Origin of the sequence: Algoriphagus sp. 4150 (assembly GCF_031457395.1) — a bacterium.
Classification (GTDB): domain Bacteria; phylum Bacteroidota; class Bacteroidia; order Cytophagales; family Cyclobacteriaceae; genus Algoriphagus.
This window is the reverse complement of sequence record NZ_JAVDWS010000001.1, coordinates 101,155-120,217: the sequence shown is the minus strand read 5'-3', so window position 1 is coordinate 120,217 and position 19,063 is coordinate 101,155. Positions and strand designations below refer to the sequence as shown.

Sequence of the window (19,063 nt, the reverse complement as noted above, 5' to 3'; positions counted from 1 at the left end):
TCTATAACAAAACTCACAAAACATCATAACATATATAAATCAACTATTACATACCAAATCCATTATACAAACTTACTTAAAATAATTGAATATCTCACTTCTGAGTAATTTCAACAACTTCTTTAAACCTAAATGCCGAATATCATAAAGTATGAAAGTGATAGGGTTAACTTGAGGTGATCTTGCGGCTTGTGTGGTATCATAAAGAAAAATATCGTTACCCTTCTGATTTAATAATACATTTAATTCAAAAGGTCTAAGATCTAATGCGAATGATTGCTTTACTATAAAAGGTCTAGCTACGGAAGTAAGTAAATACTTTTTCCCACCAAAACTCTCTTTCGAACCATACAGATCTATACATATTTCATTCTCACTAACACCAATGATATGGCTTAAGTCCATAATTCTTTCAAAAAAGACATCATACTTAATACCTAAAGCCAAATCAGGTAGTGCAGAGTAGGGAAGGGAAAAGAGCATTAAAGGCACCTGAGATTTTGAGTTATTCTTAAAAACATGAGTTCCAGCATCTCCGAAATTGGTGGACAATGATTTATATGGATAAACAAAATACTTATTCTTTTCGACTAAATAAGCAATAAAAAATTTCAACCAAGATTTTGATGACCAGCTACGAACAAAAAGCGGGATGGTTGCTAAGCTAAAATCAAAGCTTTTGTTTTCTAAGTACCACTCATAAAAATCAATCCACATCCGCCTAGACCAACATTGACCCCACGACTGAGCAAACTGCATAAAAAAAACATCATGATTATCCTCCTGAGGATAAAATGGGCGAGAAACGTTTACATTCCACAAATGCTTATATAATGAAATTCCAGCAATGCTAGAATCCTCATCATATCTATTTAACATGGCCTTAGAATACTCAAAAAAATATGGAGAAACATATATATCATCTTCCAATAAAATTATGGAATCAAATCGAGATGTAAGATTGCCACAACTCAAAATGTGATCTTTTAGTCCCAAATTTTTTTCATGTTGGACAACTTCCTTTTCACCATATCTCCATATAAAACTATAAGCAATGTCTAAAACTTCTTGATGAGCTTGACTATCCTGATAATCTATACTAATTAACAAAGGAATATTAACATCCCTATAGACTCCTAAATTCAAACAATTCAATAATCTCTTAAGGGAATTAGGGCGATTGTATCCGACAACAACTATGGCGGTAGAAATTGCTAAATTTTCCATACTTTTTCCCACATGTCGGAAATACGTGTTGACAGATGAGCTTTCTCCCTCAACAATTCAGCTGATATTTCACGGTTAGAATCGTAATCAAGTATTTTTTGCAAATCAACAGCTAACTGATCTACATCATCTAGCTTAAGAATCATTCCAGATTGGTTATAATCCTTAAATAACATCTCATACTTATGGTTCCAACTTGTAGCCATACAAGGAATACCTTGACTTAATGCGCTAGCTACACCATGAAATCTAGAAGATATGACAGCATAAGATATACCAATAACGCCTTTGACTTCAAGAGCATTTAAATTAGTTAATATTTCTAGATGGCCCCCAAGTTCCTTATTTATATTCTTACATAAGTTGAAATCACCACTACTCTCATGATTTAATAAAAATACTTCCAAACCACTTGATTCTATAACTCGAACTAATGACTTGACAAAGAATAAATATTGCGAAGAATTATTACCAGCATGGGTAATCATTTTTTTATTAGGAATGATACAAACTTTCCCCTTCACATGGGAAAATCTATCAATATTTGCTCCACTCACAGGCAAGGTAAAATCAGGAAAACATATTACTTTTGATTCATTTGCACCAGCTGCTAACAAATAATTATAAGAGATCAATTCTCTTGCAACTATCAGATCAGCATATTTACTTATAATTTTTACTGATCTTTTACCATTTTCTGTATTAAAAGGACCAAAAGCCTGAGATAAAAAAATGAGCTTTGTTTTATTCTTTTTAAGCTTTGAGTAATAATTTTCCATCACATCAAGTGATTTTGTGCTGTAATTCCATTGGTCTGAAAATTGAAAACCTCCTCCATCAAGGACGATATCTATATCTTTATTAGCATACTTAGGAGTGAAATAAGAATGAGGTAATCCAAGTCGTCTCAAAATACCCAATGGATAACGATTTAATTTATTATTTATAGGAAATCGGGTTTTAAATTGTAAGTCAGTCAATATGGGAATAGGATTATCCACACTATTAGGGTTATAGAAAACTACTGAATTCGAAAACCTCCTTTCAATTTCTTGTAGAATTGCATATAGCATCAACTCTGCACCTTTATTTGCAGTATTGGTTCCATCAATTTGAATTTTCATTGATTGTATTTTCTTAAATCGTTTAAACTTCTTTTTTCAGAATAAGCTACCAACCCTTCAGGATCAGGGTATCCCACCGCCATGCACATTATTGGCCTTTGGTGTTTCTCTAAATTCAATACCTTTTCCATTTTCCTTTCCAATTGCTCTATATCCGGCCAATTAACAGAACAGGAACTCAATCCCATTGTCTCTAGCGCAAGCATAAAGCACATATTAGCTAAAGAGCCATCTATGTAAATTACATGTCGGTCACCTTCATAAGAATATGCATCAAGGTTTCCTATTACCACAATCATTACAGGAATGTTATGATCATATCCTTTTAACCCCATTGGGATTGCTCTGACTGCTTTAAGTAATTCTGGATCATCGATAATCCTATATTCATATGGCTGCCTATTACAAGCGCTTGGAGCTTGATTAGCTGCTAATATAGCCTTATCAAGCAATTCATGCGGAACCTTCTTATTCAAAAACCATCTTACAGACCTCCTATATCTTGCTAATTTATAAAAAGCTTCATAGGAAATTTCGGGTTTATTTTCTTGCAATCTTTTGTAAGGAATCGAAGTCGGGGTAAATATCTTACTTTGATTAGAAATATTGTTAAATCTCGTACGCTCTACGTTTAATATTGGATGAGAACCTGTTGAATTAAAAAACTCGCATAACACGTCATGAGCCCATTTAATTTGAGAATTTTCAGTGCAGCTAGAAGGCTGATAAGTTTTCTCAAAAATATCCATAGTTTGCTTAATAAAGTTAAGCGCAAAAACATCCTTCCGGGGTCGCATCAATAAACCTTTTTCAATACGATGAATATTTCTAATAAGAGTATAAATATTTGCATTATCTCTCTTCGTCTCTCTAAAATGTTTGACTTTACCGGCTAAAACAGCATGTTGCTCCCTTTTAAACGTGGAGGAGAACAGCAAGTAGTAAATACTACTATGCAAAGGCGTTGCTATAAAATATGCAGGTAATGAATCAGTATAAAATAGTTTAATCTTTCGCAAAATAACTCTTAGCATGATTGAAATTAGAATCTTGATGAAATTTTATTTTTAACATTTACAGACAATTGTTTAAGCATATTTTTATCCCCCACCGACAAACTAAAATAATAAATACTTAAGCAATATGTAATACTAGAAACTAAACCAATTATTATAAAACCGAGAAAATCATTATTCAAATGTTTACTTAAAAAATAAACTAGTGCAACAGGAGGAATCATACTAATAAATGAACTTAAAATCACTTCTTTAAAATATTTTATTACAGGATAGCTAGTTAGATGTTGAAAATAAAAAATTCTAAAAACTGTCGAAACACTTTCTAATACAAAGGAAATCAAAATTACAGAGTATGGGGGAAAACCTTCTTTTAAGAAAATAAAGCCTATTGGGAGTGTGAATAATTGAATTCCACCAGCTACCAATTGATAAACTTTAATCTTACCAATAGCTTGAACAGCCGTCATTAATCCCATATTAATTTGATTCATCATGGTCAATAAAATAATAGACCTACAAAATTCCACTGTATAATCAGGGACCTCATCTAACCACAAATCCAAAATTAAGGGCATCTCAGAAAAAACAGGAAGCGCAAATAATGTAAATAAAAAAAAAGAAAATTGATTGGCAGTAATAGCGAGTCTGATCATTTTTTCCCTATTGTTTGCTCCTTCACTTTTAATTATTTGAGGGCGCATGGCACTCATCAGTGTTTGGGAAAAAAACATCAATTGGCTATTTATCTGATTAGCAATTCCGTAAGCCGCATTAATAATAGTAGAATAAAATAAGTTCAACAATACAGCAACTCCCTGATTACGAGCAACTGAACACATAGCGCCAAATAAACTCCATCCCGCAAATGATGTTAAGTCTTTAATTTGATTTAAATCATAATAGTTAAATAAGTTAACATTTGCTTCATCATATTTTCTTTTTGTATAAACTCCCTTAATTATCCGGATTATTATAGCAGAAACCATAGTAAGCAAACCAAAATAAAACAATCTATCATCACTAATAAGAGACAAACTCAATGCTATAGCCACTTTGAATAATGAATCTATTATATTAACTAGAGCTAAAAAACCCATATTTTCATTCGCAATAATAACGGCATCATAAGGAACAGATATAATTGTAACAAATGTTGATGCAACAACAAAATGGAGTATATATATAGCTATTGAGATCTTATCTTGGCTAATTTGTAATTCATTCCTAATCAAGTAAAACCCAACTAATTCAATGAATGCAACTATTAGTATACCAAGAAAAAAATGGACTAATAGGCTGTTAGCAAAGACTTTTCTAATCTTCTCAATATTTTCCCTCCCCATATTAAATGAAAGAAATCTTTGAGTTGAAGTTGTCATAGCGGCATTTAAAAAAGCTAACATAGCTATCATACCTCCGATAACATTATATAAACCATAATCTTCTGCTCCTAATGCACTTAATATTAAACGTGTAGAATAAAGTGCAATCAAGGACGTTACTATAGCTCTTGCGTAAGTAATCCCAGTATTAAACAATACTCTATTAGCGGCTTTCAATTAATAAGCTAATAAAGGTATAAGACATCATTAAAATATTTTTAAATTTTAAATCATAATAAGTAATTAGAAATCATCTGCAAACTAACAGAATTTTAAGTATATATAAAGGCATAAGTGACAACAAAAACATCACCATACCTTTATAATACTATCACTTTTAGGCAGTTATTACTCCGACTGCCTAAAAACCTCGTGCCCACCTTGTACCAAATGCATATCCTTTTGCATTAACTTGATATCAGAAGACATCATATCCCCTACCAATCCTGCCAAATCGTATTCCGGTTCCCAGCCCAGTTGGGTTTTGGACTTGGTAGGATCGCCTAGGAGTAAATCGACTTCTGTTGGGCGGAAGTATGTTGGATCCACGCGGATGATTTCTTTGTTTAAAAGATTACCAATTAAAGGTTTAATTGCTTCCCCGGTAGCTTCGAAGTATTTCTGCTCATCAACTGAATCCAAAATACCCACTTCGTTGACTCCCGCGCCTTTCCAGCGGATATTGAAGCCTACATGAGCAAAGGACATTTGGACAAAATCCCTCACCTTGGTAGTCACACCGGTAGCGATTACAAAATCTTCAGCTTTCTCCTGCTGAAGGATCAAATACATGGCTTTTACGTAGTCCTTTGCATGACCCCAATCCCTCAATGCTTCCAAATTGCCCAAGTACAGGCAATCCTGCATGCCCAAGGCAATGGCAGCAGTAGCCATGGTGATCTTGCGAGTGACAAAAGTCTCGCCTCTTCTTGGAGACTCGTGGTTAAACAAGATCCCATTGCAGGCATACATTCCATAGGCTTCACGGTAATTTTTGGTGATCCAGAAACCGTAAATCTTTGCCGCTCCATACGGAGAACGTGGATAAAAAGGAGAGCTCTCGTCATAAAACCCTGCAGCATTTTTGTTTTCCGGCATTCCTCCGTACAGCTCTGAAGTAGAGGCTTGATAAATTCTGGTCTTCTTTTCCATTCCCAGAATTCGCACTGCCTCCAGAATCCTTAAGGTTCCTATGCCATCTACATTGGCTACATACTCAGGAGAATCAAAGGACACTTTCACATGGGACATCGCCCCCAGATTGTAAATCTCATCCGGCTGCACTTCTTGGATAATACGGATCACATTCATTGAATCCGTCAAATCGCCGTAGTGCATTTTGAAGTTCACAGATTTCTCGTGCTGGTCCTGATAAAGATGATCTACACGCTGGGTATTGAATGAAGAAGCTCTACGCTTGATCCCATGGACCATGTAGCCTTTTTCCAATAAAAGTTCGGCTAAGTAAGAGCCGTCTTGGCCGGTGATACCGGTAATGAGTGCGGTTTTCATAAGGTATAAGTTTGGTCACATTGCATCACTGAGCTGGCACAGAGATCCAATGTGAATTATTGTTTTGAATTGCTTGAAGGGATTAAGGTTTAAAAGGTTAAGGGTTAAACTATTAAACTTTAAACGATTAAGCCTAGCTGGTACACGTCATTGCGAGCGAGGTACGAGCGCGGCAATCGAGTTGTTAAAGATTAAGGGTTTAAGGTTTAAAGGGTTAAACTATTAAACTTTAAACGGTTAAGCCTAGCTGGTACACGTCATTGCGAGCGAGGTACGAGCGCGGCAATCGAGTTGTTAAAGATTAAGGGTTTAAGGTTTAAAGATTAAAGGGTTAAACTATTAAACTTTAAACGGTTAAGCCCTAACCCATTTACAATTTAACCTGCTTAAACGTCTCCTGATTCTCCAAGAACCACTCATAGGTTCTCGTGATTCCTTCTTCCAAGCCTACTTTTGCTTTCCATCCCGCTTGTTCCATTTTGGATACATCCATCAATTTTCTGGGCGTTCCGTCAGGTTTGCTAGAATCCCATTTGATCTCTCCGGTATGTCCTACCGTTTTTTGGATCAGTTCAGCCAGTTCTTTGATAGTGAGATCTGTTCCTGTACCCACATTGTACAAGTTGTCCTGAAATTTATTTTCCAGAGAATAAACCACGGCGTCCGCCAAATCTTCCACAAAGAGAAATTCCCGCTTAGGAGTACCGGATCCCCACAGTTCCACTGCTGTATTCCCATTCTCCTTTGCCTCGTGAAATTTTCTCATCATTGCGGGCAGCACATGAGAGGTATTCAAATCGAAATTATCGTGCGTACCGTACAAGTTGGTCGGCATAAGCGAAATGTAATCTTTCCCAAATTGTTTTCTGATAGCTTCACAGGCTTTCACACCGGTGATCTTGGCTATGGCATACCATTCATTGGTAGGCTCTAGAGGTCCTGTAAGCAAGTACTCTTCCTTCAATGGCTGAGGAGCCAATTTTGGATAGATACAGGAAGATCCCAAGAAGATAAATTTCTGTACATCAGTGCTCAAGGAAGAGTCTATGAGATTATTCTGAATCTGCATATTCTCCATCAAAAACTGATAGGGATAATTGTTGTTGGCCAAAATCCCCCCTACTCTGGCAGCCGCATCGATCACCACATCTGGCTTCTCTTGATCAAAAAATGCTTCCACAGCTTCCTTATTTCTAAGGTCGAGTTCTTTGGAGGTTTTACCTACTAGTTTATTGTAGCCTTTGGCTTCTAAGGCTCTCCAAATGGCGGAGCCTACCATACCACGGTGGCCGGCGATGTAAATTTTGATAGTTTTTGTCACTTTATTTAGTTGATCTTTTTTAGTAAAAGGTTGAGAGGGGCTTAGATGTTAAGGGTTAAAGGTTTAAGGATTAAGGTTTAAGGATTAAACTTTAAACGATTAAGCCTTAATCAAATATGGGGTCAAGAGGTTTAAAGGTTAAGTTTAGAATCATCTCTAAATTTTGACTTTAAATCACTGGTTGACCCAATTTGATATTTATAAAGCGAATTAAGTTTCTGGATGATTGCATCATCTTTCATCCTAAAAGAACTGTACAACTCTTCATTAATATACTCCATATCAAATGCATAAGTGAGGTGGTCGATTGTCTCCAAAGCACTTGAAAAAGAAATATTTGTAAAATGTGCCTGATCTTTTAGGCTAGCTCTGCCAGATCCTTCGGCTAGGTTGGTAGCAATGCTGGATGATGATCTCCTAATTTGACTAGTTAGTTCAAATTTTTCATCAGAAGAGAAAGACTTTGTAAGCTTTTTTATTTCGACACGGAATTTACGCGCTAACTGATACACTTCGAGCTTTTCAAAAGAATTAGGTATAGTAGGTTGTCGGACTCATGTGCAGTTTTTTAATCTATACTATTGACAATTAATCATTTAAACCTTAATGATATAATTACAAACCCTTTAAACTTTTAATCATTTAATCTTTAATCCGAATAAACTACCCCACCAACTCCGGTTTCTCCTTCTCCAGTCGCTCAAACACTTTCTTCACATCCTGGGCATTTTCTTTTTTCAGCACTAGGATAGCGTCAGCAGTTTGGATAAGAAGTGTGTTTTTCAAACCTAAGAATTCTGTGTGAAGGCTGGTTCCTATGACCATATTACCTTTGGAATCCACCGCATGCCCCTGCTTTTTGAAATGCTCGTAGATAGATTCGAAAGATCCCATATCGGACCATGCAAATTCTGAAGGAACCACTCTGATCTTCCTTGTCTTTTCCATTACTGCATAATCCACCGATATAGACGGGATTTGCATGGATAGCTCAAAATCCAGTTTACCGGCTTTAGCTGATTCAAAAGCAGTTTTGGATTTAGCATACACTTCCGGCTCAAAAGCTTTCAATTCTTCCAGATATACTCCACTCTTAAAGCAGAACATTCCTGAATTCCAAAAGAAATTACCGCTTTTCAAAAATGCTTCTGCAGTTTCCAAATTCGGCTTTTCACGGAATCCTTTTACTTCTTCACCATTAGCCTCTATATAGCCAAAACCTGTTTCCGGCTTGGTAGGTTTTAGTCCAAATGTGACGATACAGCCTTCCTTCGCAAGTTGGATAGCTCTACCCACAGCCAGCTGATAGGCTTGCCCTGACTCTATCAGATGATCTGAAGGAGTAACAAACAAGATATCATCCGGCTGGGCTGCAAAGGCGGCGAAAGCTATCGCAGCTGCCGTATTACGTGGACAGGCCTCAATAATCTCTACATAATCGGCAATACCCGCAGCTATAAGATCTTTTCTTGAAAGTTCGAAGTTGTCACAATTACCCACTACCATCGCCTGATCGCAAAATTCCGAATTTCTCCTTACTGTATTTTGGAATAAGGTTTCTCCTTCAAAAATAGGAAGGTACTGCTTAGGTTGGGATTTGCGGGAAAGAGGCCAAAGCCTCGAGCCCACACCACCTGATAGGATTACGTTTATTGTTTGCAAGAGTACGAGAAAGTTAAAAGTTGAAGGTTTATGGTTAAAAGGTTAAGGTATACGTCATTGCGAGCGAGGTACGAGCGCGGCAATCCGGTTGTTTAAGATTAAAGGTTAAGGGTTTAAAGGATTAAGCTTAAACTATTAAACTTTAAACGATTAAGCCTTAATCAAAAAACACGTCATTGCGGGCTCGTGTGCCACCCGCAATGACGAATCACCGATCAACTCCCAATACCGTAAGTCTGGTAACCTAGGGTGCTCAGATATTTCTTGTCATAGATATTTCTACCGTCAAAGATCACCTTGTTCTTCAGCAGTTTGCCCATCACATCCCAGCTTGGAATACGGAATTCTGACCATTCCGTCACCAGCAGCAGTGCATCCGCATCCACCAGAGCTTCATATGCATCCTTGCAGTAAGTCACTTTGTCGAATATATAATGCGCTTTGGCCTCATCCATCGCGATGGGATCGTATGCTTTCACCGTGGCTCCGGCAGCACGCAACTCATCGATGATCACCGCGGCAGGTGCCTCACGCATATCGTCGGTGTTTGGTTTGAAACTCAATCCCCACATCGCAAATGTTTTTCCCGTCAAATCCTCTCCGAAATGTGCTTTTACCTTATTGGCCAGGACATGCTTCTGGTCGTCGTTCACATCCTCCACTGCCTGCAAGACCCTTAGGTCATAGCCGTACTGCTTGGCAGTCTTGACAATTGCCTTTACATCCTTGGGAAAGCAGGAACCTCCGTAACCCACTCCCGGGTAGATAAACTTGTTGCCAATTCTTGGATCCGAACCTATTCCCTTTCTGACCATGTTGGCATCCGCACCCACCAGTTCACACAGGTTGGCTATGTCGTTCATAAAAGATATCTTGGTCGCCAGCATCGCATTTGCCGCATATTTGGTCATCTCTGCCGACGGAATATCCATGTAGATAATACGCTCTCCGCTAAGCTGAAACGGTTTGTATAGACGCTTCATGATTTCTTCCGCACGCTCATCATCCACTCCGATCACAATTCTGTCCGGCTTCAGGAAATCCTCTACCGCGGCACCTTCCTTCAGAAACTCAGGATTCGAGGCTACCGCAAAAGGCAATTCAGAACCCCGTCTGTCCAATGCTCCCTTGATGGACGCACGGACTTTTTCTCCCGTGGTCACCGGAACGGTGCTCTTGGTGGCCACTACGATGTAGTCGGTCATCTTGGCTCCGATCTCATCCGCAACAGCAAGCACGTATTTCAAATCAGCAGAACCGTCCTCACCCGGAGGGGTTCCCACGGCAATAAAGGCCACCGAAGCTCCCTGAATGGCCTCACCCAGGTCAGTGCTGAACTTCAGTCTTCCACTTTTATAATTTCTTACGACAACCTCTTCCAAACCAGGCTCGTAGATAGGCATAATGCCCTGCTTCAAGTTGTCAATTTTCTTCTGATCGATGTCTACACAGGTAACTTCAATTCCTACATCGGCAAAACATGCTCCTGATACCAGTCCCACATAGCCGGTACCTACTACTGCGATTTTCATGAATGTTTATTTTGTAGTGTTAGTAATTTATAAAAGAATATGATTTCTGTATTATGTGATTTTTCCTTACGGATTACTTTACCCGCTTGGAGCTTGCCGTAAATAGCTGACGACTTCAAAATTCCAGTTTGGCCTTGCTTCAATGGCGGTGTAAACACTTAAAGTGTAAGTCCAGACTTTGCACAGCTTCGCCCTTTCAGTCCCATTCCGTTCTCAAAAAAGCAAGGTAATAATCTCCCATTGAAATAGATATTTCTCTCTATCCATTAAGGAAATCCGACTTGCTTGTTTAGAGTGGAATAGTCTTAGCGTATGCTAGCTGGTTAGGTGAAAACTCGAAACGAATTAAAACCGATTTTTTGGGTATTGGGACTAAAAAGTGTCCAATTATTGTTTTATTTAGGGGCTTTCCTATCCGTTTCAATTTGTAAAGATAAACAAGTGAGTAATTTTTGTACTCATTTTTTGTCCTATTTTTCTATATAAATTTCATCTGTTTATAATTTGATTTTTAAAGGACAGATAGCCTGTCCCGAACTTGATTCGGGAGAATCTCGCCAGGCGAATAATCATCCCTCTCCCGAAGCAAGTTCGGGACAAGTTGTGTGTCGTCTTCGACATGCTCGATTTCATGTATTGATAATTTGTTTTTCAATGGTCATAACTTGTCCCGAAAACCAGAATAACCTGTATATCATTGAATTATAACCATACTGGCGCCCAATATTCCGGTCACTCTTGATTTTATACTATTGAAAATGCTTTTGGTCACTAGATACATTACTTGCCAATAAAATCTGTTGCTGGACCATTTCTACCTTCTTAGGGTCAAAAACCAACCAGAGTTGGGTATGTCCAAATACTTCGCCAAGAATCCACTGCCCCGAATTATGAAATCCCTTGAATATACTAGTGCCTTCAAAGGTAGGAGAATCAGGATTTTGTACAAATCCCAGCATCAGACTATCAAATGACTTACCATAATCGTAGGTGCGTTGGAAAACAGCCATGATTTTGCCATCTGCATAAAATTCATACCTGCTGTATCTCAGTTTATCTTGGGTAGTAACCGCTCTTACCACTTTGAACTGACAGTCATTGATAGTAAAATCAGCAACAATCACAGGTTTCAATTTGCCCCCAATAATCAGCTTACTGTCAGCAATATCCTTTAATGGTTCGTGTAAAATCACATTATGGCATTTAGGGTCTTGAGACTTGAATTGTAGTTCTTTGAGCATGGTAATTGGATCAAAAGGGACGGGTTTCCCGTAGAATTTGTACTTCACGGCAATACCCGAAATCCTAAGAGATTTGGTGTGGTAACCTGTTGCCAGTTTACTCAGATAGTTCAAAACATCCATGGGCAATTCTTACCTGGTCAATGGTGAAAAATAATAGGTTGAGGCAAAGGGTTTCTCTGCTTTGATTTAATATCCTTATTATTAATAGTTTGATACATTTTCACTGATTTCTAAATACTTTACTAGGTCTAATGGTAGTCCACAATGATGCCAACGAGAGTTATTCCTTCCCATAAATGGTGTCGGTAGCTCTATTGGAGAGTTTGTCCCAACCTGCTTGGATACGACCATTGGAGTATTAACTTTCATGCGTTTATATTTTGATTTTTAATGGTCACCCCGAATTTGGCACATGCTTGATTGTGGATATACATTTACTTATGTAATGAAATTAGTTATTAAAGTGGATGATTTTGTCACAAAAATGCATTATTAGACATTTTTTGTACTGATTTGTAAATAAAGTGGGAGCAAGCAAAAGGGGGGCTGTACTGGGGAACAGATCAGGGGTAAGGATTAAAGATAATCCGAAAAATCGCCCCATGGGACAAGGGACTGTTTGCGGTAAGGATGGATTAGGATTATACTCGATTTCATCAGAACATTTCAGAATGTGAGATATATGTAATATGCTGTCAGTATTGTATAACAAATCCTACTTTAGTTTTAGGAACTTTGGATCCATCCAATTTTGATCTTTCCCATATTAGCCTAAGAATGAGGTTTGCAAGATCAAGTACTCCTATCCCGGCCAAATAGAAAAGTTCTAATTCCATTCTTCACTACACAACAGTAGTAAATTCCACTTCATGAGAGTTTCAGTACAACGAAAAAGTGTAAACTTCCTGCCTGACTCCAGCCGGGTAGTCGCACGTTATTTTATAAACGGAGATCTGCGGACCCGTAATTTACTAAGCCGCATATTCTTATTGACGGAAACTCAGGTGAATCAAGCCTTGGAACAGACCCTGAGGGAATTTGCCAGCCGACACCGGAATATTTCGCGTCTCTTTTATAAGCATTGCGAAAATATCAGAGGGATTATTGAAAGCATGGGAATCACATATAATTCCCTGTCCAATGAGCAAAGAATGCTTATCGGTTCCTATTGTACGATGGAGTTTTCGTTGGAGTCAGCTGCATTTTTCAACCCTTCTATAATTGCGGATTTTGATCAATCCTATCTAGAACAGGGGGAAACACGGGTTATCATTTCCTTTAGAGCAACCGGTGAAGGGCATATTTCTTCCTTAGTATTCAGAAGAGCTATCCTGGATGCGAATAACAACCTGCATCTATATAAAATCGGAGACTATATCGACAAGGCAGAGATCTCTCACAAACAGCTCTACAATAAGAAGAGGTTTATTAAGAGGCTCAAGGAAATGCATATTGAAGAAGAATACACCAAGAGTATTATGGACAGTCTTCCCGATCGGTTCGAGTACTATGTGCTGAAAAATGCGATCAGCAATTTACTTCAAGACCAAGAACTCTCAGCTAGTCAGCGTGTAGCTTTCGAGGAAATTACCTGGCTGGTGGATTCATTTTACGACATTCAGTTTCACAAGGATTCTGACCTCACTGAACGTGTGATATTCCCGATCTCCGAATCTGAAAGCAACGGAATCGAAGATGCGCGCTTTGTAAGATTTGTTGAAGACGATGGATCAACCAAAGTATATGCTACATACACCGCATATAATGGACATACCATTTTACCCAAACTGATCTCAACGGATGATTTCTACACATTTCGTATCATGCCCCTGCATGGCAATGGTGCCCAGGGGAAAAACCTGGCACTTTTTCCCAAGAAGATAAACGGAAAATATGCCATGCTTTCCAGAGTTGACGGGGTAAATAACTACCTGATGTATTCGGATCGAACTACCCTCTGGAATAATCCCCAACTTATACAGGAACCTAAATTCACTTGGGAATTTACCCAAATCGGCAATTGTGGATCACCGCTTTGGACCGAAAAAGGATGGCTGATCATCACGCACGGAGTAGGACCTATGAGACGCTATTGTATTGGAGCTTCTCTTTTTGATCTGGATGATCCTTCTAAAGAAATCGGTAGGTTAGAAGAACCCTTACTGATGCCACTGGAAGAGGAGCGAAATGGCTATGTCCCCAATGTAGTCTATTCCTGTGGATCTATAATCCATAATAATAGCCTTATCCTCCCCTATGCTGTTTCGGATTATTCCTCTACCTATGCCGTAGTAGCCATGGAAGAGCTTTTTGCCGCATTGATAAACTGATTTTCTATCCTGCTTCCACTACTCTTTCATAAGCATCTTCGTAGGATTGTATCATACGGTCCCTGCTGAAATTCTTCACTGCATGAGTTCTGCACATTTCAGGGCTAAGCCGGTCAAGCCGATTCACTGCTTCCACCGCTTCTGGCACAGAGTGTACCAAATAGCCGGAAACACCGTCAGCTATTAACTCGGGCATACTGCCCCGTGAAAATGCAATAACCGGGGTGCCACACATCATCGCCTCCAGAACACTTAATCCGAAGGGCTCTTCAAACGAGATAGGATGAAGTAATGCCTTGGCGGCTCCCAAGACCAAATCCCTGTCTTCCTTGCCCAGATTACCCAAATATTGGATTGAAACTCCATTTATATGTGGTTCAATCTGTGTTTTAAAATAATGCTCATCCTGAATGAGACCGGCAATTTTTAGAGGCATATTGGCTTTTTCAGCTATGGCAATCGCTTTATCCAAGCCTTTCTCCGGATGTATTCTACCGAAATACAGTAAATATTCTTCCTTGGTGTCTTGGAAGGTAAATAGTGACGGATCTACGCCATGATAAATGGTGTCCAAATAGGTTAATTCACTACTTCTATCGGCATTTGAAATTGAAATATAGGCTGATGAAGCATTGTATTTTTTGTATACCGGGATGATTTTAGGAGAAGAAAAGCCGTGAATGGTCGTAATCATTGGTGTTTTGATCAGCTTGGAATAGGTAAGCGGGAGAAAATCAAAATGATTATGGATGATGTCAAAATCATCCGCCTGCTCCATCAAATTACTGATGTGCAAGCACTCCATAACTTTAGGATCGCAGGAGCGATCCATTTCGTAAGGCAATTCACAGGCTGCTTCCAACTTTGCAGCGGTAATTGAGTCTCCACTTGCAAAAAGACTTACTTCGTGCTCCTTTTTCACCAAGGCTTCAGTAATGGTGGATGCCACTTGTTCCCAAGGCCCGTAGCTTTCAGGGGGCGTTCTCCAAGCTATAGGAGATAAAACAGCAATTCTCACAGCTCTTGGAATGAAGGCTCTTTCTCCCAGGTTTTTACCGGATCAGCCTGATAAAATTCCTCATAGGCTTGGAGTACCGTCAAATGGGATATAAGGTAGGCCAGCGAACTTTCAGCTCCCTGGTTACGATTGATTCCATAGTTTTCAAAACCGTCACAACAGCCCTTGGTCTCATAATCGTAAAGACTCATACGCAAATCATTTTCGCCCAAAAACCACATAAAGGAATCGAAGAGTTTGTTGAGATATTCCTTTTTGCCTGTAAGTAAAAAGGCCTGATGGAACATCAACACCATTGCCATGGCATCGATAGGCTGTTGGGCAAAAAAGGAACGTTCTCCATCTTTGGCAAACCATTTATCATTTCCTATCACCGAAAGTGTGCCGTCTTTTAAGGTATGTTCTTCGAGGAACTCCATGGTTGCCATAGCAACTTTAATAACCTCCGGATCCGGGATAATTTGTGCGGAATGCAACAGTGCCAGAGGCAATATTCCGTTGTCATACGCGAGCAATAACTCAAACCACTTCCAATTCTCAGAATGGTGTAAATTATACTGCTCAATTAGCTTATCTGTCAAGTTCTTCAATACGCCCATCATGGGTTCGTCTGAAGAATTGGTTTTTAAGTAATAACATATCCCAATAATTGTATTGGCAATACTTCGTATGGATTTCAGTTTGTCAAAATTGGGCAGCGCATCAAAAAACACAAGTTTGCCCGTTTGATAGTAAGCATCGTTTGGAGCATTGCCTATCAAATATCCCAAGGCCCAGATCGTTCTTCCAAAAGAATCTTCAGACCCCACTTCGTCCAAAAAATTGCGGTTGAAACTCAGGAAATTCCTAAAGCTCCCGTCTTTGTTTTGCATGTAGTGGATGTAACTCAGATAGATGGGCATAAAATCCAGTGCCATTTCATCTTTTTTCTGCTTATAGGTCATCAAAACCATCAGCAGCGCACGTGCATTATCATCCAGACAATAACCCTCCTTCAGATTGGGAATTCCAAATTTTGCATGTTGGATAATTCCGGTATCGTCAGTAAGCCGTTTGATGTGTGCCAGAGAAAATGGGGGCAACAGCAGCAGATCTATCACGGTTTCCTTTTTGTCAACCGGCTGCTTTGGAAAGGAAAGCAAGCTGTTGCAAAGGTGTAAGTACTTTTTGCCGATCTTTGGCCAGGTAACGTTTTTTCCATACTCATAGGCATTGGACTGAATCTGCTGTAACGTTTCGGGATGATCAAATAAATGATTCAATGTCGAGGCCAGCCCCCCTATATCACCAAAATCAAAAAGTCTTCCCCTATCTTCCGTAAGTAATTCTGCAGCATGCCAATAAGGAGTGGAAACCACAGCACATCCTGCGCCCATGGCATAAGAAAGAGTTCCGCTGGTAATTTGGGCTTCGTTGAGATAAGGGGTGATGTAAATATCACAGGCACTCAAATACTTAAATAGCTCAACCTCACCGATAAACTCATTAAGCATCAGCACATGAGACTGAAGGTTGAGGTTTTTGATAAGTAACTGCAAGTAGGTGCGGTACTCCTCGCCAGCATGTCTCAGTACATTAGGATGGGTTTTGCCCAACACGATGTAAAGTGCATCAGGATGACTTTTAATAACTTCCGGCAAGGCCTGAATGACAGTTTCAATCCCTTTGTTTCGTCCGATAAAACCAAATGTGAGAATTACGTTTTTCTTGGTCAGTTTAAAGTCCTTTTTTGACTCAGTTCTGTCAAAATGGATATCCGGAACCCCATGCTCTATCAAAACAATTTTCTCCTGTGCCACATCATAAATTGTCGTCAAAAAAAGTATGGCTTTATGGCTCATTACTACCACTTTATCAGCCATTTTACAGATTTCCTTAAGGATTGCCTTCTCGTTATAAGAAGGTGTCTCCAGAATTGTATGAAGCGTTACGATACAAGGTATATCCAGGCGATGCAAAAACGGTAAGACATAAACTCCACTCAATCCTCCAAAAATCCCAAACTCATGCTCTATAATACAAACATCTGAACCGCTTAGATTGATAAAATTTGCTGCCTCCAGGTAATCGCTCTGCTGCTCCTGTCTGATCTGAAGTTTCACCTCAGGTGGATAGGAGTATTTTTGATCGCTGTCATTCATAGCAACAACCACAACCTCGTTGTTTTGAACTCCCAATTTATCCGCACCCAACATAGATTTGGTCAGATTTTGGGTAAATGTGCCTATTCCGCACTCCCGGGGAGGATAAGTACCTATGTATGCTAGTTTCATTTTAACTTGTTAAAGCACTAGTCCGAAATTCCAAAGTGGATTTTCAGCAGACTATGCTGTGTTTGAGCTTGATATAAAATCAATTTTCACCGTGTTTGATGGTGGAGTCAAAAAATTGTCATTTACTCCCTATATCAATCAACTGATGAATTGACAAGCAACAAAGGTATAAAAGTCACTTAGGTGTTCCGTTACATAAAACGGCAAGAGACTTACATAAATCCCACATTTACCAAAAAGTAAAAATCCAACTCACAATCCTGTAAAGAGCTTATTTACAGGATTATAAGTTGGATTTTTTGAACTAAATTCTCAGATTAAAACTTAAATGTCACCCCTACATTCAAAGCAGAGACTCCATAACCCAGCTCGGCAAATGCACCGAAATTGTCGGTAAAGAAGTAGCGTGCTCCCACAAAGCCTGTCAATCCAAGACCACTTCCATAGCTATTTGAAATCGGGGTTCCACTCCCATCGAAGGAATAGTTCACAAAATTGTAGGCCAACATCAGCCCTCCATAAAGATCTAATTCCGGAACAGAGGGAAATCCATTGTAATGGTAAGCTCCACGTACACCTACCACCATGTAGTTCCACTTGGAAGTATAGCCCATTCCGCTGTACTTATAGCCTGTATTACCCACATAGCCTCCCAGACTGATCACTCCTGGACCACCCACATCCCAAAAACCGTGGTCCACAGCAATACTTATCGTCGGTCGGGCATTGCCAAGGCCATTTAAACTGGTACCTACTCCTATGCCGAGATTCGCCATGGTAGTTCCTTCTTGAAAAGGTTGTTGCGCATAAGCAACAGTCGCCGCAAAAACGGCCAGAATTACAAAAATTGTCTTTTTCATAGTGTAGATTTTTGTTAGGTATTTAAGATTTCATAATTAATTAAATTTCGTTGCAATTTAATAGCTTTTCCAATTTGTCTCGGCGGATTTGAAAAAATCCTGCTACAATTTCAAGGTTGAAAACAGCGCATCGGTAAACTTACCGCTCGCATCTCCCGGATTCGGCTTGGAGGCATTGGTATAAAGGAATGAAAACCGAGATCCGGTCGGTTTGAGATCACTGCCTAACCTTCCGGTTTTGCTTTCAATTATATGATTTTTCTAATCAATTAAGTCATGCTTTTCATAGAAATCCCCGCAAATTTCAAAAAGTGCATTGTTTGGTAAAATCATTTCCTTCAGTGAGTACTCTTCAGCAATCTCTATTTGGCCATTTTTATCTATTTTGAGAATGAACGAAATCTGGAATTCGATCTCCACTCCCTGCATGACCAAGGAAACACACACATCCTTGATAGCCACTTCCAGTCCAAGCCTGACTAGGGCTACCGGCAGCATAAACCTTTGAAAAGTTTTCTGCCTACAAAATCTTCACTTTTTGCTGTGTTGATCCTGAGAA

The 19,063-nt window shown here is 39.1% G+C and carries 15 protein-coding genes; 1 reads left to right on the top strand and 14 read right to left on the bottom strand.

What is annotated here, in order from left to right; all coding sequences use genetic code 11:
* Positions 1-72: 72 nt before the first annotated feature.
* The 10 genes from J2X69_RS00495 to J2X69_RS00450 all read right to left on the bottom strand — a co-directional run bounded on the left by J2X69_RS00495 (position 73) and on the right by J2X69_RS00450 (position 12,143).
* Positions 73-1,227: a hypothetical protein gene (locus tag J2X69_RS00495; RefSeq protein ID WP_310096749.1), complete on the bottom strand. Its 1,155-nt coding sequence runs from the start codon at positions 1,225-1,227 to the stop codon at positions 73-75.
* Positions 1,215-2,351: a polysaccharide pyruvyl transferase family protein gene (locus J2X69_RS00490; protein ID WP_310096747.1), complete on the bottom strand. Its 1,137-nt coding sequence runs from the start codon at positions 2,349-2,351 to the stop codon at positions 1,215-1,217. The genes J2X69_RS00495 and J2X69_RS00490 overlap by 13 nt, the downstream gene beginning before the upstream one ends.
* On the bottom strand, positions 2,348-3,385 hold the full coding sequence (locus J2X69_RS00485) for a nitroreductase family protein (protein ID WP_310096746.1): 1,038 nt from the start codon (positions 3,383-3,385) through the stop codon (positions 2,348-2,350). Before J2X69_RS00485 ends, J2X69_RS00490 begins: the two co-directional genes overlap by 4 nt.
* 8 nt (positions 3,386-3,393) lie before the next feature.
* Positions 3,394-4,929 carry a hypothetical protein gene (locus tag J2X69_RS00480; RefSeq protein WP_310096743.1) on the bottom strand — a complete coding sequence of 512 codons (1,536 nt, stop codon included), beginning with the start codon at positions 4,927-4,929 and terminating at the stop codon, positions 3,394-3,396.
* Between the two features lie 171 nt (positions 4,930-5,100).
* Entirely contained in the window at positions 5,101-6,264 is a 1,164-nt protein-coding gene (gene gmd / locus J2X69_RS00475) for a GDP-mannose 4,6-dehydratase (RefSeq protein ID WP_310096741.1), read from the bottom strand.
* A 370-nt stretch (positions 6,265-6,634) separates the two neighbouring features.
* Positions 6,635-7,585 carry a GDP-L-fucose synthase gene (locus tag J2X69_RS00470; RefSeq protein WP_310096739.1) on the bottom strand — a complete coding sequence of 317 codons (951 nt, stop codon included), beginning with the start codon at positions 7,583-7,585 and terminating at the stop codon, positions 6,635-6,637.
* Positions 7,586-7,716: 131 nt separating this feature from the next.
* Positions 7,717-8,097: a four helix bundle protein gene (locus tag J2X69_RS00465; protein ID WP_310096737.1), complete on the bottom strand. Its 381-nt coding sequence runs from the start codon at positions 8,095-8,097 to the stop codon at positions 7,717-7,719.
* 151 nt (positions 8,098-8,248) lie between these two features.
* Complete coding sequence (locus J2X69_RS00460; protein ID WP_310096735.1) at positions 8,249-9,247, bottom strand: sugar phosphate nucleotidyltransferase; 999 nt, start codon at positions 9,245-9,247, stop codon at positions 8,249-8,251.
* Between the two features lie 215 nt (positions 9,248-9,462).
* Positions 9,463-10,779, bottom strand: a complete 1,317-nt coding sequence (locus J2X69_RS00455) for a UDP-glucose/GDP-mannose dehydrogenase family protein (protein ID WP_310096733.1) — start codon at positions 10,777-10,779, stop codon at positions 9,463-9,465.
* A 749-nt stretch (positions 10,780-11,528) separates the two neighbouring features.
* Positions 11,529-12,143, bottom strand: coding sequence for a hypothetical protein (locus J2X69_RS00450; protein WP_310096732.1), 615 nt, complete (start codon positions 12,141-12,143; stop codon positions 11,529-11,531).
* A gap of 749 nt (positions 12,144-12,892) precedes the next feature.
* Here J2X69_RS00450 and J2X69_RS00445 point away from each other — a divergent pair.
* Positions 12,893-14,353, top strand: coding sequence for a glycoside hydrolase family 130 protein (locus J2X69_RS00445; protein ID WP_310096730.1), 1,461 nt, complete (start codon positions 12,893-12,895; stop codon positions 14,351-14,353).
* A gap of 4 nt (positions 14,354-14,357) precedes the next feature.
* Here J2X69_RS00445 and J2X69_RS00440 read toward each other — a convergent pair whose 3' ends face one another.
* The 4 genes from J2X69_RS00440 to J2X69_RS00425 all read right to left on the bottom strand — a co-directional run bounded on the left by J2X69_RS00440 (position 14,358) and on the right by J2X69_RS00425 (position 19,002).
* A complete protein-coding gene (locus tag J2X69_RS00440; protein WP_310096728.1) occupies positions 14,358-15,371 on the bottom strand; it encodes a glycosyltransferase family 4 protein in 1,014 nt (337 codons plus the stop codon).
* Positions 15,368-17,644: a glycosyltransferase family 4 protein gene (locus tag J2X69_RS00435; RefSeq protein ID WP_310096726.1), complete on the bottom strand. Its 2,277-nt coding sequence runs from the start codon at positions 17,642-17,644 to the stop codon at positions 15,368-15,370. Before J2X69_RS00435 ends, J2X69_RS00440 begins: the two co-directional genes overlap by 4 nt.
* A gap of 317 nt (positions 17,645-17,961) precedes the next feature.
* A complete protein-coding gene (locus tag J2X69_RS00430) occupies positions 17,962-18,504 on the bottom strand; it encodes a hypothetical protein (protein WP_310096724.1) in 543 nt (180 codons plus the stop codon).
* 261 nt (positions 18,505-18,765) lie between these two features.
* On the bottom strand, positions 18,766-19,002 hold the full coding sequence (locus J2X69_RS00425) for a hypothetical protein (protein ID WP_310096722.1): 237 nt from the start codon (positions 19,000-19,002) through the stop codon (positions 18,766-18,768).
* Positions 19,003-19,063 lie beyond the last annotated feature (61 nt).

Excerpts from the sequence above, each read along its gene's own strand:
- J2X69_RS00495 (WP_310096749.1), bottom strand. The coding sequence starts at position 1,227 with ATGGAAAATTTAGCAATTTCTACCGCCATAGTTGTTGTCGGATACAAT.
- J2X69_RS00490 (WP_310096747.1), bottom strand. The coding sequence starts at position 2,351 with ATGAAAATTCAAATTGATGGAACCAATACTGCAAATAAAGGTGCAGAG.
- J2X69_RS00485 (WP_310096746.1), bottom strand. The coding sequence starts at position 3,385 with ATGCTAAGAGTTATTTTGCGAAAGATTAAACTATTTTATACTGATTCA.
- gmd (WP_310096741.1), bottom strand. The coding sequence starts at position 6,264 with ATGAAAACCGCACTCATTACCGGTATCACCGGCCAAGACGGCTCTTAC.
- J2X69_RS00455 (WP_310096733.1), bottom strand. The coding sequence starts at position 10,779 with ATGAAAATCGCAGTAGTAGGTACCGGCTATGTGGGACTGGTATCAGGA.
- J2X69_RS00450 (WP_310096732.1), bottom strand. The coding sequence starts at position 12,143 with ATGGATGTTTTGAACTATCTGAGTAAACTGGCAACAGGTTACCACACC.
- J2X69_RS00445 (WP_310096730.1), top strand. The coding sequence starts at position 12,893 with ATGAGAGTTTCAGTACAACGAAAAAGTGTAAACTTCCTGCCTGACTCC.
- J2X69_RS00435 (WP_310096726.1), bottom strand. The coding sequence starts at position 17,644 with ATGAAACTAGCATACATAGGTACTTATCCTCCCCGGGAGTGCGGAATA.
- J2X69_RS00430 (WP_310096724.1), bottom strand. The coding sequence starts at position 18,504 with ATGAAAAAGACAATTTTTGTAATTCTGGCCGTTTTTGCGGCGACTGTT.
- J2X69_RS00425 (WP_310096722.1), bottom strand. The coding sequence starts at position 19,002 with ATGCTGCCGGTAGCCCTAGTCAGGCTTGGACTGGAAGTGGCTATCAAG.